The sequence below is a fragment of the Alteromonas sp. NFXS44 genome (assembly GCF_040148705.1).
Classification (GTDB): Bacteria; Pseudomonadota; Gammaproteobacteria; order Enterobacterales; family Alteromonadaceae; genus Alteromonas.
The window spans coordinates 389,054-404,458 of sequence record NZ_JAGDEA010000012.1 but is presented as its reverse complement, the minus strand read 5'-3'; the positions used below and the strand labels follow the sequence as shown (position 1 = coordinate 404,458).

Here is a 15,405-nt window from a genome sequence, read left to right as displayed (position 1 = left end):
TAGTCATATAAATCCAAATATTTATCCATTTCACCGCAATATCTATGTTACGTCTTGTATTTATTGCCAGCCCCCGATATAACAGAACAATAAAAATAAAATTGCCTGTCACCATTAATATAAGTATAGACATAAGAGGTAAGCATGAATTCAGTGTTGATTGCGGTGTGCATAATGCTGGCGCTAAGTCTGGCGCGGGTGCACGTAGTTATAGCGCTTATTATCGCGACGTTTGCGGGTGGCCTGCTCAGTGGTCTGGGTACCTTAGGCACGCTGAATAACTTCAACAGCGGACTGGGTGCAGGCGCGACGGTAGCACTGTCGTATGCTTTTCTGGGGGCCTTTGCGGTGGCAATTTCCCGCTCGGGTATTCCTGATCTGCTGGCCGGACAGGTACTGAAAAAACTTAATAAGAAGCAGGGGGAAAATCCCGCGCTGGCACGGAATATCCGTTATGGCGTAATGGCTGCTTTGTTAGTGATGGCGGTATGCTCGCAAAACCTCATTCCTATTCATATTGCCTTTATTCCTTTGCTGGTACCGCCTCTGCTGCTGGTCACGCAAAAGCTAAAGCTGGACCGCCGGGCGATTGCCTGCGTGCTGACGTTTGGTTTGATCACCCCGTATATGTTTCTGCCGGTGGGCTTCGGTTCCATTTATCTGAACGACATTCTGCTGGTAAATCTGCAGGAAAGCGGCGCTGATGTGTCCGGTGTATCTGTCATCCGTGCCATGGCATTGCCTGCCCTTGGCATGCTGGCCGGTTTACTGGTTGCTGTGTTTATCAGCTATCGCAAACCGCGGGAATACAGTGATAAAAAGCTGAAACGGGCTGAGCATACAGAGGTGAAATACAGTGGCCGTTCACTGGCGGTGTCAGGTGTTGCTGTGATTACTGCATTTGTGGTGCAACTGATGTTTGACTCTATGGTGCTGGGTGCACTGGTGGGCTTTGTGATCTTCAGTATCAGCGGGGTTATCCGCTGGAAGCAGGCCGATGATGTTTTTGTTGAAGGCATGAAGATGATGGCCAACGTGGGCTTTATCATGATCACAGCGTCCGGGTTCGCGGCAGTGATGCGTGCAACCGGAGATATTCAGTCTCTGGTCGATACCAGTGCGGCGTTGATTGATAACAGCAAGGCGTTAGGCGCGCTGATGATGTTACTGGTGGGACTGGTGATCACCCTTGGTGTGGGTTCTTCTTTTTCCACTGTCCCGATTATCGCTGCGATTTTTGTGCCGCTGGCCTTGCAACTGGGTTTTAGCCCGCTGGCCATTGTCACGCTGGTGGGTACGGCAGGTGCACTGGGCGATGCGGGCTCTCCGGCTTCAGATTCCACTTTGGGACCCACTGCCGGACTCAATGCAGACGGTCAGCACAACCATATCTGGGACACGGTTGTACCTACCTTCTTACACTACAATTTACCCTTGCTGGCAGGCGGTTGGGTGGCTGCCATGTTGTTATAGCCGGAAGCCGCAGCCTTTATAAAAGCGAGGCTGCGGTTAACCGAAAGCGGGTGAGAAACGGGCGAGAAGATTATAGGCATCGCCCGGAAATAACTGCCTTACGTAGGTGATCCCTTCGCCGCCACGCCATGTCTGACGCTCCAGCAACAAACATGCTGTACCTTCTTCAATACCCAGCGCTTCAGCCTGCTCTGCATTGGCTGAAATGGCAGAGATACGGTGCTGGGCTTTACTCCATGCTACATGTTCAAGCAGCCAGTGACCCGGCGACACATCCTCAAACGTGATGCCTTCAGCCTCAGGCACGGCATTCAGGTTGATGAGACGCATTTCCAGTGCAAAGGGCCGGTTACTTGCCAGATGCAGACAGCGTAATTCCAGTAACGGATTGTCTGCACCCAGTTCCAGTTCTTCTGTTTTCCGTTTCTGCGCGGTGCGTTTGCGCCGTGATAACAGAGAGAAGCCGTATGGCTGCCCCCGGTTAGCGATTTCAGTTTGTATATCAGGAATATCCACAATGACAGACTGAATTTTCGGACGCGCTACAAAAGAGCCGGCACGACGGCGGCGGTGAATCAATCCTTCATCTACCAGAGAGGTAATGGCTTTGTTTACCGTCATACGGGAACACCCGTAACGCTCAACAAGCTCATGCTCAAAAGGGATTTTGTGACCCGGAGGCCAGGTGCCCGAGAGGATCTGCTGACGAATGTCGTTACAGATTGTCTGGTGCAGCGTATCTTTGACCCCTTTTTCCTGCGGTTCTGGCGGCATTACTGAAATACTCTGTTAATGGTCTTAATGAAGGCGCGTTGCGCGTGTTCTCTGCCGGCATGGCGGCCTTCTTTTACTGTAAGCCGGCCATTTACCCACACACAGTCAATCAGGTCTTTATTGTGACAGAAAACCAGTTGCTCGATAATATTATCGTGAGACCTTAGCATATCGGGTAACCCGCTGATTTTCAAAGAAACCATATCGGCACAGGCGCCGGGTTGCAATCCGGGAGCAACGCCCAGTGCCTGAGCGCCGCCGGCAACGCTTTGTTGCCACAAAGACTGACCACAGCGTTCACCTGCAAGACGCTGGCTTACATTCCGGTTTTGCAGTTGCAGGCGCTGACCATATTCCAGCAGTCGCAACTCTTCCGGTGCATCAATTTTTACGTTGGAGTCTGAACCCACACCAATGCGGCCGCCGGCTTCCAGGAACGGGTTAAGCGGAAACAGACCGTCGCCCAGATTGGCTTCGGTAACAGGGCACAACCCGGCGACAGCTTGTGAACGTGCAATACCGGAAATTTCGGCGTCATCCAGGTGAGTAGCATGCACCAGACACCAGCGCGCATTCACGGGCTGATTGTCCAGCAACCACTGAACGGGACGGGCACCGTAATGGGCCAGACAACTGTTCACCTCTTTCATTTGCTCAGCAATGTGAATGTGAACCGGTCCGTTCCCCAGCGATGTTAAAAACTGCAGCTCTTCTGCCGTCACTGCCCGTAAGCTGTGGGGGGCTACGCCGGTTACGGCACCGTCTGTAGTCAGCAGCCGGCGTTCAATATGCTCATAGAGTTTACCGAAGTCGTCAGTGCTGTGAATGAAGCGTTGCTGTGCAGCTTCCGGTGCCTGACCGCCGAAACCACTGTGTGCATAGAAAACCGGAAGCATTGTCAAGTTGATGCCGGTATCGATGGCAGCATCGATGATGGCATCACTCATGGCGGCGGGCTGGCCGTACGGTTTACCATCAGGCGCATGGTGAAGGTAATGAAATTCGCCCACACGGGTAAACCCGCTCTCCAGCATTTCGATGTATGCAAGGGTAGCAATCGCAGTAAGATCGTCCGGTGTGAGTTTTTCTAAAAAGCGGTACATGACCTGCCGCCAGGTCCAGAACGAATCTGCGCCCGGTCCTTTCACTTCTGCAAGCCCTGCCATCCCTCTTTGAAACGCGTGACTGTGCAGGTCCGGCATGCCGGGAAGCAGCACATCAATCACAAGATCTGAAGGTTCAGGGCTTGCCGGTGTGATATGACTTATTTTCCCGCCGGCAATACTGATGCGCTGATCCTGATGCCAGCCGTCAGGGAGCAATACATGACGGGCAAAAAGGGTATAGTCAGAAAGCGATGCTGTATGTGATGTCATGGTAGCTACCGTTAGGAAGATGATAAATTTATTGTATAGACATAATTTGGGAAAGGAAACAAAAATACCGGCTCAGTCGTCGACAGAGCCGGTTGCATAATTATGCGTTGCAGCGTTATTTGTACAGGTTGTTGAAGATAAACTTGTACGTGCCGTGTGACTGGGCGCGCCATTGAGGCTGGAAGCCCAGCAGGTACACCTCGCCGTCACCGTAATTCACTTCCATAGCAGCCGCTTTGCCATTTATCGCTTCAGGGTGCAGCAACACACCGCTCAGCAATACGTCACCTTCTTCAGGGTAGGAAGACAATATGGTGCCGTCAAAGCCGGGTAACGTATCAAAGGCAGGGCCGTGTGAGAACATCACCACCGGGTCATCCGGCAGCCCCAGTGTGGCTGCACTGTCAGCTTCTTTGTTCAGTTCGGTTTGTACCAGTGCACCGGCACAATAGAAAACGTCGCTGCCCACACCGGCGAGGACATTTTTTACCGGCAGTCCCAGCAAGCTGATAGCGGCATCAGACGCCTGGTTGAAGGCAATGAGTTTACCGCCACGGGCAACAAAATCCCGTAATGCCTGCGCACCTTCTGAACCGATGCCTCCGGCATATTTTGCCGGTACAGGATCTTCTGTGGCACCACCGGTACGGTTATACCAGCTGTCGTTCTTAGGCGCACTGAAGCCTTCGGTGATCCAGCTTAAATCAATGTCCGGCAGTACCAGTACATCAATTTTCGACAGTAAATCTCCGGCTTTCATATCGTCGTTGTAAAGGGTAACCGGGTTATAACCATACTGTTCGAATATCCAACGGGTCCAGCCTTCATCCATAGACGGTTTCCACGGACGGTAGAGCCCAACTCTCGCTGTTTCTATTGCCTGTGCATTTTCAGGTACGCGGGAAGTGCCTTGCAGAGTAACATCGTGGGCTGTGGCCAGCGCTTCAGCGCTATCTTTTTCTATCCCTGAAATAAAGAATGCGGGTTGCTTGTCATGCATTCCGCGGCTTACCGAAGCACTCTTTGCAAGGGCTGCATTAATGAGAGCGAAGCTGGCATTCTGATCCTGAGGAGCCACAAATACGCTCCCCCGGCCTTCAATGCCGGAGGGCAGATCTACTGTTGTTATGGCTTTCAGTTTCTTCTTTTCGCGGTCAGACAGTTTGGATGTCAGCGCTACTGTATCCACACCCATTTGCAGGGGTAAAGTCCAGCCTGTGGCATCGTAGGGCAGATTTTCCGGAAGGCCGTCTTTATCAACAAAGGTGGCGGGATACGTTTGACGTTCAAATAACTCCTGTACCAGTCCGGCGAACGGCTGGTCCATGGGAATAACCCAGCTGCCTGCAGCGACTTTGGTGTCGCCAAATGTAGCGGATTTACTTACCTGATACACTTCAATCTGCTGGCGCAGCATGACTTCAACCAGTTCACCGGCCTCTGATAAATCGTGTTGCTGAGCCGGAATTATCCAGGCAAAAGGCCCTTCTTCTTTAAAACGGGCGACGGTATCGCGACCCGACTGATAGCGGTCATACAAGATTTGCTCGCGGTAGCGTGATGCAGTATCCAGCGTAGAGATCGAAGCCACTTCCATATAGTGTACGGCATCACCCAGCGTCCATTTGCCGCCTTTCCACGGAGACGGATACATCACCTGAGGCTTCAGATCCTTGCGGTTATCCGGAAAGTCTTTGGCATCGTATTCCCAGGGCGTGGCGTAAAGGTGAAGAGCCGTTTCCGTGAAATAGGAAATAGTGTGGCGGAAGGCGTGGGTGTAATCCAGAAAGCCCGGGAACCAGTTATCAAACCGGGCCTGCGCGATGGCTCCCGGTAACTGCTGGTGTTCGAACTCGCCAATCATGTGCATGCCAATCAGGCTGGTCCAGTGTCGTACCAGCGGGTCGATATTTTCTGAAATAGGATCTGAAAACGGCGGTACCCAAATCCGGGCAGGAAAGGGTGCTTTCTGATGCTGGGAATAGAAAATCGCCGGCGCATTCTCCTGTACCTGAGCGGTGACAGAGCGGCTTTCTGTCATATTCAGCATGTAGCCGTCACGGTTGTTGTCGTGGCCGACGTACTCCTGATACAGCCACGGCATGGGGCTGGTTTCGTGCTCTGTTCCGGTGTTCTGGCGATACCAGTCGACCACCATGTCCTGTCCGTCCGGGTTCAGTGTCGGCCATAAAACCAGAATCACATCGTCAAGGATGCGGCTGATTTTCGGGTCGCCCGGGGTCACCATGGTATGAGCCAGTTTGATAGGAAGCTGATGGTCAGCCACTTCAGAGGCGTGCATGCCGCCATCAATATGAACGATAATTTTTGACGTGGCAGCCAGTTTCCGGGCTTCCTCATCTGTTAGATCCCTGGAGTCAGCCAGCCTGCGTGAAATGGCTTTATACTCTTCCCACTTTGCCAGGTTTTCCGGTGTGGAGATGATGGCGTATTCGAAGGTTTTACCTTGCGTGGTTTTACCCGCCGTAAACATTTGCATTTTATCCGTGCTGTCTGCCAGCGCATGAAAATACTTCAGTGAATCTTCGTAATTCGCCAGATAAAAATCATCACCCGGCGCGTGCCCCAGCACATCAACCGGAGCCGGTACGGCATCGTTTTGTGCCAGTACCGGCGCAGACGTGCCAGGCAGGCCACTGATCATCAAACCCAGAGCCAGCTTTCTAAAGGATTTAACGGGCTTTGCTGTGAAAAACGCCCCGTTGGAAATAGTCATATTTGTTCCTTTTTTAATGTTGTTATCCGGCAACCGCACTGTAGTGCCATTGCCTGAGTGTCCGTCAGAAGAAGTCTTTACGTACGGTTATACCAACTGTTCTGGGTTGAGCGCTACTGGCAAACACATTGGGATATGATGAACTGCCGCTGATATAGGTTATGGCGTTCTTGTCGAACAGGTTGTTCACGTACAGCGATAAACCCCAGCCGTTGTCGTAGTTATCCAGGTTGAAGCGGACATTTGCCAGAGTGTAGCTGTCGAGCTTCAGATAATACGTGTCGTCGGGTCGCAGTTCTGAGTAGGAAGAGCCCACATAGTTGGCATCGGCACGGACTGAACCGTCGAAGCCGTCAATCAGGGCCGGAAGTGTCCAGGTGGCCGCAATCATGGCGGTTACTTCAGGTATGTAAGGAATACGGTCACCATCCTGACCCGGCGCTAAAATCACATCACTGACCTGATCGGCAGTTAACTCAGCATTCAGGAAATTCATATTTCCGGTAAGCAGGAAGTCATCTGTTACGCGCCAGCCACTTTCCAGCTCAAGGCCGGTGATTTGTGCTGTCCCGGCATTGGATAAGAAGGAGAACGCGCCGTCTGTCGTCCGCCCGCGCACCTGCATGTTTTCCCAGTCAATCAGATAAGCCGCAGCATTAAATTGCACATCGCGGTCTAGCCAGGAGCTTTTGAAACCGGCTTCATAGTTCCACAAAGAATCAGACTGATAGCCGGTAAGCATTTCTTCCAGTCCGATAACGTTATTCGCACCGCCGGGACGAAACCCTTCTGCTGCAGTGGCATAGATCATCATGTCAGCATCAACTTCCCACGCCGCGTTAAATTTGAACATAAAGTCACTTTCGGAAAATTCCTGAGACGTGCGGGGCTTCTCAAACGCGTTGATCAGTTCCCATGCATCAGTGGTTTCACCGGTGACGACTTTGTCGTAATCAAACCAGCGGGTACCCACGGTCAGTGCCAGCTTGTCTGTCGTATGCCAGGTGACCTCGCCAAACACCGCTTTTTGCTCAAGATCATCCAGAATATACCGGCGGTAGAACAGCTCCATCGGCTCGATCAGCTCGCCGGTTGCAGCGTCAGCTGCGCCATCCTGAGATTGTACGTAGTCATTCCGTTTCTGATAGAAGGCACCGACAGTCCAGTCAATGGCAGTTTCCATATTCGAAGTCAGCCGGATTTCGTGGGTCTTGTTGGTCATATACCCTTTGTGCTGCAACACTGCCGGCGTCAGCCCGTTGACGTAATCGTAGTATTCCGTCAGGGTCGCTTCATCACAGGCCGTACCGTCGTTCCAGCGCGACTGACAGCGGTCTTCTGTGAGGTACGTGTCGATGTAATAACTGTCGTCCATATTGAACTCGGTCCAGCGCTTAAAATAGCCGGTAGTGGCAGTAAGCGTGGCAAAATCCATCTCCCAGTTCAGCGTTGCGCTGTATAACTTGGTTGTATCTTCAAAGGGCTGGTTGATTTGTGATACTGATTCAAATTCGCCAACTGTGGGATGCCACTGGCCGTTACCGGCTTCTGTGGAGTCCATCAGGTACATGGCGTCCAGCGTGATATCTTCACTTGGGGTGTACCGCAGCATAATGCGCCCCCCTTCTTTGTCGTAATCGTTGGTGTCTTCGATGCCAAGAAACGTGTTATCAACATAACCGTCACTGGATTTCTTGAAACCGACCACACGGGCATCCAGTACACCTTCAATCAGCGGAACGTTTACCATGGCATCAACTGATGACGTCGTGCCGCCATGCTCAATGGTACCGGTTGATAATTCTACCGCGCCTTCGAAATCATCAATGGGCTTGTTAAAGATAGTACGGATAGCACCACCCATTGAGCCTGCGCCATACAACGTGCCTTGTGGTCCGCGAACCACTTCTACGCGGTTTACATCGAATAATGACGCCATCGGAGGGCGGCTTCCGGCATTACTGCTAACCCCCACTGAGCCACTCAGCGGCGTTTCATCATAGTAAATACCCACCGTTCCTTCGCCCGGTGCTGTCACGCCACGTAAACTGATCCGCTGATTACCGGGGCTGCTTTCCTCAATACGCATTCCCGGCACCATCTTCGTGAACTCGCTCACACTGGTGATCCCCGTTCGCTTCAACGTTTTGCCTGACAATGCGGATATCGCCACCGGCGTTTCCTGCAGTGTGGTGGTGCGGCGGGTGGCGGTAACCTCTATACGCTCCAGCAGGTCAGAATCTGACTGACTGGCCGGTGTTGTGGCATTTGCCGGTTCCTGAGCAAAAGCAGCACCGGAAGACATCGCCGCAGTGACGAAAAAGCACAGTGCGGAACGTTTGAAAAGCGGAGAAAGAGAAGCAGTGTGTGTGGCTTTCATTATCGCATCCTTATGCAGGTAGTATTTTAATAGGTCTATACATTTAAGGGTTGCGGGTGCAATAAGTCTGCCTTTGATACTTTTGTATAGTGTGAGTGTCCTATTTATCGCGTTGAATTTCGTATTTATGAGGATGGCTTTACTAATATTTCAGTTAAAGTGCAGCGGGGTTTTCAGTTCTTATAGATATATACAAGATGATTTCTGGTGAATAAAAATGCTATTTAGCTGAATGTTGAGCATGGAGAGTGCAACTTGCACTAATGTTGGGCGGAGGGGCTTGCGGCGGGAAAACACTGAGGCGCGGTATTAACCACACGCCTCAACAATCATGACATCCACGCCGTGCTGCCTGATACGTTGTACGGCTTCAGGGTTGGCCTGGCTGTCGGTGATTACAATGTCTACTTCCTCCAGGCCACAGAAAAGCAGGTTGCCTTTCACACCGATTTTGGTGCTGTCAGCCAGTACCACCAGCTTGTCAGCCCGCTTGCGAAGCTTCTGTTCTGCGAGAATCAGCAGCGGGTCGGTTTCCATGATGCCAAATTCGCTGACCCCCGGTGACCCCATGAACATCATGCTGCCCCGGTATTTTTGCGTCGTATCGTTTTCAAACGAGCTGAGAATAATGCTCTGGTGGCGGTAAACCTGTCCGCCGGGCAGGGCAACCTGATTCTGGCTGCTTTCCAGCAGTTCGTGGGCAAGAATGAATGAGTTAGTCAGGATGTTCAGTTTTCTGTCCGCCAGGAACTCGGCCATCATAAACGTCGATGTACCGCCGTTTATAATGATGGCCTCACCGTCCTGAACGAGCTGGGTGGCTGCTTTGGCAATCATCCGCTTAGTGTTCGCATTACGGCTTCTGTCCTGTGCAAAAATGCTGGCAGAAAGCCCGGGTTTACTATCCCGTACCGCATTCTCTTTTACCTGCGCACCGCCACGAATTTTGCGGATTTTGTCCAGTGCCGCCAGCTTGACTAAATCCCGGCGGATGGTGGCTTCTGACGATTTTAATTGTGAGCAGAGATCTTTCACGCTGAGAAATTCGGTTTCATCCAGGGCGCTGATGATCAGTTGATGCCGTTGTTTTTCAAGCATGTGCGGTCTTCTTATTTTTCCGTAAATAACAAGGGGCAACGAACCCCGGTTTATCCTGCCGTTTCCGGGCGGGCAGTAGTTTCTGTGTCGCGGAGCCGGTTCAATGCCTCTGTGAAAGCGGGTTCCGGCACAATGGCTCCGGGAAACCGGATAATGGTGGACGCTACATCAGCCCCCTGCTGCGCGGCCTGACGGACGCCTTTTCCGTCGAGACGGGCTGCCAGATAGCCGCCGGTAAATCCGTCACCCGCCGAGGTGGTATCGACAACATGGGCTACCGGTATCACGGGAATGTTGACCATGGTTTCATTAAACAGCACGCGTATCTGGTCGGTTCCGTTCTTCGCAACAACTTCTTTCACGCCCCAGCCAGCCACAATATCCATCACATCAAAACAGTCTTTATGGCCGAAAAGCCGTTTGTGTTCATCCATGCCGGGAAAGGCGATATCAGCAATGCGGTAAGCCCGGCGGGTCCATACAGCAGCTTCATCAACAGACGCCCACAGTTGCGGCCGGTAGTTAGGATCAAAAGCTACTCTGGTGCCGTTTTCTCTTGCCTGATGCAGCCAGTCGAACAATAAAGCCCGTTGGGTTTCATCCAGCACCGCCAGTGTAATTCCGCTCAGGTAAATTAAATCTGCCTGCTGTAAAGGTGTTGGTTCTGAGCCGGTAAGGGTTTGCTGCCACAGCGTTACCCACTCCCTTGCTGCTGCGTCATTACGCCAGTACTGAAAGCTTCTTTCTCCGCTGGCGTCGGTATGAATGGCGTAGAGTCCCGGACTCTTTTCGGAGTGGGTAAGTATGAAGCCGGTGTTGATACCTTCCTCAACCATGGCTTGTTTCATAGCCACGCTAAAGGGATCCCGCCCCACAGCGGTGAGCATGCTCACCTCGCAGGCGGGCAGGCAGCGCTTGAGATATACCGCCGTATTGTAAACATCGCCGGCAAAACTCTGCCTGAATAATCCGGCTTCCGCGCGGGATAATTCCACCATCACTTCGCCGGCAAGCAGGCAGTGCGGGGTGGTTGTGGTAAAAAGCGTATCTGCTGTCACAGGCTCTGACCTAATTGCTTACCCGTTCAAGCTGATAGGCATCTTTATAGATGCCTCTGGCCGCTTCTTTAACCATTTCAGCCACTTTAGGCACGGCTGTTTTGGGGAATACAGCGGCCGGTGCGGTGATACCTACCGATGCCACCACGGTGCCCAGGCTATTGCGCACAGGAACGGCAACACAACGTACGTCCTTGTTATATTCTCTTTCGTCAACGGCATAGCCTAATGCCCGTACCCGGTTAAGCTCTTTGCGTAAATCGGCGATGTTAGTGATAGTAAACGGCGTATGCTGTTCCATAGGATGTTCGGCCAGCAACAGTTCCAGATTGTCGTAATACAAAAACGCCAGAAACACCTTTCCTGTTGAGGAACAGTGCATTTGGGCTTCTACCCCCGGGCGTTTGGATACCATTAACGGATTCGGGCTGTCGAACACTTCGACGATCAGCGCTTTACCGTGATTCGGTACAGCCAGATGCGCAGTATGACCGGTACGCAGGGCCAGACGCTGAATATGAGGAATGGCCATTTGCTGCATGCGATCTGAGTGAATGATTTGCAGACCCAACTGCATCAGATTGGCACCACAGAAGTAAATTTTGCCGCGCTTTTCCAGCATCTCTTCGGCGACCAGCGTACGCAGTAAACGGAAAACCGTGGTTCGCGGCAGATCAAGTGCAGCTTCCAGTTCCTGCATGGTCATGCCGCGATCTCTGCTGGCCAGCAAGCGGAAAACTTCGCAGGCATGCACCACACTGGGGATCAAATATCGTTCTGTCATAACTGTGTCCTTTTTTGCTATGTAGCTAACCTTTATCCGCTGCCGGAAGGGAACTGCCAATCCCGCCCGGTACGGGTTACCGGGCTAAGAATCCGCCATCCACGGCCAGAATGTGTCCGTTGATGTAATTGCTTGCTGCGCTGGCAAGAAAAACGGCTGCCCCCTGTAAGTCCTGCGCCTCGCCCCAGCGGTTAGCAGGAATACGCTTGAGAATTTCAGTGCTGCGGTTTTCATCATCCTGCAGGGCCTGAGTATTGTCGGTACGGATGTAGCCCGGTGCGATGGCATTAACCTGCACATTATGCGCGCCCCATTCATTGGCCAGCGCTTTGGTTAAACCGGCAATGGCGTGCTTGCTGGCGGTATAGGCAGGAACCGTTATGCCTCCGCTGTAGCTCAGCATCGATGCAATATTGATAATTTTCCCCGACTGGCGCTCTACCATGGTTTTGCCGATGGCTTGCGACAAAATAAATGCAGAATCAATATTCACCCGCATCACTTCCTGCCACTTATCCAGCGGAAAATCAGTCGCCGGTGCCCGGAAAATCGTTCCGCCGTTATTGAGCAGAATATCCACGCCGCCATACACAGATAACGCTTCTTCAGCGAGGGCTTGTGTTGCATCAGCGTCACTTAAATTGGCTGACAATGCGGTGGCTTCGCCACCGTTATCGCGGATTTGGGCAACAGTATCGTCACACCCGCCGGCGCGGCTGCTGGCACAGACCACTCTGGCGCCTGCACTGGCAAGCCCGCTGGCGAGGGCCTGGCCTATTCCACGGCTCGCGCCCGTCACCAGGGCTGTTTTGTTCGTTAGATCAAATGAAACAGACATAACCGGTTTCCTTAAGGTTGTTGTGCTCTGGCCACTTCTACGGCGTAAACGTGCACCGGGCCATGCATATTGGAACGGAAGACCACCCACTTGTTATCAGGGGTAAAGGTAACGTTAGGTTCAAGGCGGTAGTCGTGGTCAGCCATATTGACCAGACGCTCTGCCTGTAAGGTTGCCGGTTTAATCAATGACGCTGCATCAGGGGCACTGATCCCGGCCACATCGTTTACTGGTTCATCCCTGAACAGATAAATCCATTTACCGTCTTTTGCTCTGGCAACCATTTCTTCATCGCCACCGTCACCGGCAAACAGCTTGCCGTCGGGGGAAATGTTGAAATGCACTGACCAGTAGTCACGGGGCATGTGCCGCCAGATACGATCTCCTGAGGAAAGATCGACACTGGCTAACCAGAACACTTCCCCGCGGGGTGTTTGTAAGTCGTAGAAAATACGGCTGCCGCTGTGGTCAAAGAACTCATGACCGGCAATTTCCATATTCATGCTGCGGGTGTGCATTTTTTGAATATGGCTGCCATCCACATTCATCGTCCAGATGCGATCCACTTTATGCCAGGGGCCTTCATGGCAAAACATGATTTTGTCCGGGTCAGCGGGGGAGAACTGAATGTGATTCAGCCAGTCAGTGGCTTTATGTATGGTTCGTTGTTCGCCGGTTTGGGTATCCACCACAAACATTTCCATGGGAATACGTGCTTCCAGCCGCTCGTTAATGCGCACTTCTTTGGCTTCTGCAAAGGTCAGCGGTTTGCCATCTTTACCGGTCGCTTCATAACGGGCTTCAAAACGGGCGTGGCGGGGACCGGATTCAATGCTGTATTCGCGCTCTGCAAATGCACCAATGAGCAGGCTTTCATCCTTATTGATGGAATGAATTTTTCCCCTCGGTACGGTGGCAACATGCCGGACCCGGCCATTGTCTATATTGATAGCCAGAACTTCTGTGGGCTGTTGCAGCTCATTTTTGGCAACGACTTCACCACTTCCTGCGCCTTCTATACGGGTCACATACACATCACGGCTGGCAGGGCCCATGAACAATATGCCCGCGTCAGGGTCTTCAAACAGCCGCTTAACAGTCCCGTCTTTCAGATTAACAACGGCGACCCCTCTCGGGTTATCCACCGAAATGACCATGCTGTTGCCATCTGCGCTGTAGGCATTTTGATGAAAATATAACGAACGGGATCCGGGTTCTTCAGACAGACGTATTACCCGGTGGCCGGTGTCTTTATCAATCCATGATTTGGGAATGTCTTCAGCATTGACTGCCGGAGACAAAGCCCCGGCCATCAGGGCAACAGCTGCGGTGAGCAATGTTCTATACATTGGCATTTTCATGACGACTCCCCGCTGACGAACCGTTGTCCTGTGCAATACCAACCGTGTTATTACCCCACAAGTCGCGGTAAGCGAAGCCTGATAAGTCTTCGACAATGGCTTTGTTTTCTTCGCTTGTGGGTGTTGTTGCTCCGCACTTTAAGTGCTCAATTTCGTTCATCAGCACTTCGTGGGTTTCTTTGGATAACTTAAATTTAGTCGAAACCCAAAAGCCGAAAATGAGTACCACTACCGGGCCAATGGCGAGCATCAGGACGATGGTGGAAATGGCCTGGCTGCTTTGGGTTTCTGCGCCGGAAATAAAGCCGCCGCCTTCCAGAATAATACCCACAGACATCACTGCAACGGCCTGGGTTGCTTTACGGATAAAGGTCATCACGCCGGCAAAGCTGCCTTCACGGCGTCGGGCGGTCACAATCTGGTCTACATCAGCCATGTAATTGTATGTGTTCCAGGGAATGTAGTTCAGTGCTCCCCGGCCTAGTCCGGCAACAATGACGCCCAGCATCAGCCACATGAAGTTGAAGTTATCGGTGGTGATATACATGGCAACCAGAGAGACAATGGCAATGATGTAAAGCAAAATGGCAACACGGTAACTGGGGGCCGGACCAAATTTCATCACCATGGGGATCGCGACTGCGACAGCAAAGAGCTGTGCAACATAGGTTACGGCCATCATTTCTGATGCAATGACCACAGAACCGCCTATAGCGAACACCACGAAATACGTGAACACGGCATTAAATACGTCCTGACTGATGTAACCACCCAGATACATACCCAGGTGCAGCCTGAAGGCGCGGATCTTCATGGTTGAGGTAAGGTTGGTGTACAGCGCTTTGAGCGTGCCGGAAACCGTCCAGCCTTTGCCTTTGGTCAGCTCCTGTTCCCCGACTTCCCGTTCCCAGGTGAAAAGCCATACGGTGAACACAACCACCATAAACAGCACGGAGAAAATGACACCCATGATTAAGAAGGTGGAGGCTGACTCTTTGCCACCCACTGCACTGACTATCCAGCTTGGCAGAATGCCGGCCAGGATGGCTGACACCTGACCCGTCAGAATGCGGGCACCGGCCAGTTTGGCCTTTTTCTTATAGTCATCTGTCATTTCTGCTGCAAGGGTTTCATAAGGAATGATGACCGCTGCGTAGACCAGCTCGAAGAAGACATACGTCACAAGGTAATACAGATAATGCTGACCACTCACCCACATCAATGCAAAGCTGGGTAACAGAGGAATGGAGAAGATAAGAAATACCCGGCGTCGTCCGAAACGACGTCCCAGTCTGGTATTGCCTAATCCATCAGAAATATGACCAATAAGCGGGCTCGCCACTGCATCAAGTATACGGGCGATGGCGAAAATACTGGCGGCCTGAACGGCTGACAAGCCGCAGAATGTGGTATAGAAAAATAATATCCAGCCACTGATCACGGCCATGGAGCCGGCCCCGAGAATATCATTGAGGCCGTATGCTACGTAGTTTACCGGTTTGAGTTCGCGTCGTGCCATGGTGCGC

Annotated in this window: 11 protein-coding genes; 1 reads left to right on the top strand and 10 read right to left on the bottom strand. The window is 52.1% G+C overall.

Annotation, left to right across the window (positions count from 1 at the left end):
- The first annotated feature begins 144 nt into the window (after positions 1–144).
- Positions 145–1,473: a Na+/H+ antiporter family protein gene (locus J3369_RS18930; protein ID WP_349589876.1), complete on the top strand. Its 1,329-nt coding sequence runs from the start codon at positions 145–147 to the stop codon at positions 1,471–1,473.
- Positions 1,474–1,509: 36 nt separating this feature from the next.
- Here the strand turns inward: J3369_RS18930 and hutC are convergent, their stop codons facing one another.
- The 10 genes from hutC to J3369_RS18880 form a co-directional block, all read right to left on the bottom strand.
- On the bottom strand, positions 1,510–2,247 hold the full coding sequence (gene hutC / locus J3369_RS18925) for a histidine utilization transcriptional repressor HutC (RefSeq protein WP_303572061.1): 738 nt from the start codon (positions 2,245–2,247) through the stop codon (positions 1,510–1,512).
- Complete coding sequence (locus tag J3369_RS18920) at positions 2,247–3,623, bottom strand: formimidoylglutamate deiminase (protein ID WP_349589872.1); 1,377 nt, start codon at positions 3,621–3,623, stop codon at positions 2,247–2,249. Before J3369_RS18920 ends, hutC begins: the two co-directional genes overlap by 1 nt.
- Positions 3,624–3,738: 115 nt before the next feature.
- The gene (locus J3369_RS18915; protein WP_349589869.1) at positions 3,739–6,360 is read right to left on the bottom strand and encodes a M14 family metallopeptidase; all 2,622 of its coding nucleotides are present in this window, start codon (positions 6,358–6,360) and stop codon (positions 3,739–3,741) included.
- 64 nt (positions 6,361–6,424) lie between these two features.
- Complete coding sequence (locus J3369_RS18910; protein ID WP_349589867.1) at positions 6,425–8,740, bottom strand: TonB-dependent receptor; 2,316 nt, start codon at positions 8,738–8,740, stop codon at positions 6,425–6,427.
- 309 nt (positions 8,741–9,049) lie between these two features.
- Complete coding sequence (locus tag J3369_RS18905; RefSeq protein WP_119502768.1) at positions 9,050–9,838, bottom strand: DeoR/GlpR family DNA-binding transcription regulator; 789 nt, start codon at positions 9,836–9,838, stop codon at positions 9,050–9,052.
- Between the two features lie 50 nt (positions 9,839–9,888).
- Positions 9,889–10,896, bottom strand: a complete 1,008-nt coding sequence (locus J3369_RS18900) for a sugar kinase (RefSeq protein ID WP_349589865.1) — start codon at positions 10,894–10,896, stop codon at positions 9,889–9,891.
- 10 nt (positions 10,897–10,906) lie between these two features.
- Positions 10,907–11,680, bottom strand: coding sequence for an IclR family transcriptional regulator (locus J3369_RS18895; RefSeq protein WP_119502766.1), 774 nt, complete (start codon positions 11,678–11,680; stop codon positions 10,907–10,909).
- Between the two features lie 76 nt (positions 11,681–11,756).
- Positions 11,757–12,518, bottom strand: a complete 762-nt coding sequence (locus tag J3369_RS18890; RefSeq protein ID WP_349589862.1) for a glucose 1-dehydrogenase — start codon at positions 12,516–12,518, stop codon at positions 11,757–11,759.
- An 11-nt stretch (positions 12,519–12,529) separates the two neighbouring features.
- Entirely contained in the window at positions 12,530–13,873 is a 1,344-nt protein-coding gene (locus J3369_RS18885) for an oligogalacturonate lyase family protein (RefSeq protein WP_349589860.1), read from the bottom strand.
- Entirely contained in the window at positions 13,860–15,398 is a 1,539-nt protein-coding gene (locus J3369_RS18880; protein WP_349589857.1) for an MFS transporter, read from the bottom strand. The genes J3369_RS18885 and J3369_RS18880 overlap by 14 nt, the downstream gene beginning before the upstream one ends.
- Positions 15,399–15,405: the final 7 nt, after the last annotated feature.

Coding starts and splice junctions, on each gene's coding strand:
- J3369_RS18920 (WP_349589872.1), bottom strand. CDS start 3,623: ATGACATCACATACAGCATCGCTTTCTGACTATACCCTTTTTGCCCGT.
- J3369_RS18930 (WP_349589876.1), top strand. CDS start 145: ATGAATTCAGTGTTGATTGCGGTGTGCATAATGCTGGCGCTAAGTCTG.
- hutC (WP_303572061.1), bottom strand. CDS start 2,247: ATGCCGCCAGAACCGCAGGAAAAAGGGGTCAAAGATACGCTGCACCAG.
- J3369_RS18905 (WP_119502768.1), bottom strand. CDS start 9,838: ATGCTTGAAAAACAACGGCATCAACTGATCATCAGCGCCCTGGATGAA.
- J3369_RS18915 (WP_349589869.1), bottom strand. CDS start 6,360: ATGACTATTTCCAACGGGGCGTTTTTCACAGCAAAGCCCGTTAAATCC.
- J3369_RS18895 (WP_119502766.1), bottom strand. CDS start 11,680: ATGACAGAACGATATTTGATCCCCAGTGTGGTGCATGCCTGCGAAGTT.
- J3369_RS18880 (WP_349589857.1), bottom strand. CDS start 15,398: ATGGCACGACGCGAACTCAAACCGGTAAACTACGTAGCATACGGCCTC.
- J3369_RS18885 (WP_349589860.1), bottom strand. CDS start 13,873: ATGCCAATGTATAGAACATTGCTCACCGCAGCTGTTGCCCTGATGGCC.
- J3369_RS18910 (WP_349589867.1), bottom strand. CDS start 8,740: ATGAAAGCCACACACACTGCTTCTCTTTCTCCGCTTTTCAAACGTTCC.
- J3369_RS18890 (WP_349589862.1), bottom strand. CDS start 12,518: ATGTCTGTTTCATTTGATCTAACGAACAAAACAGCCCTGGTGACGGGC.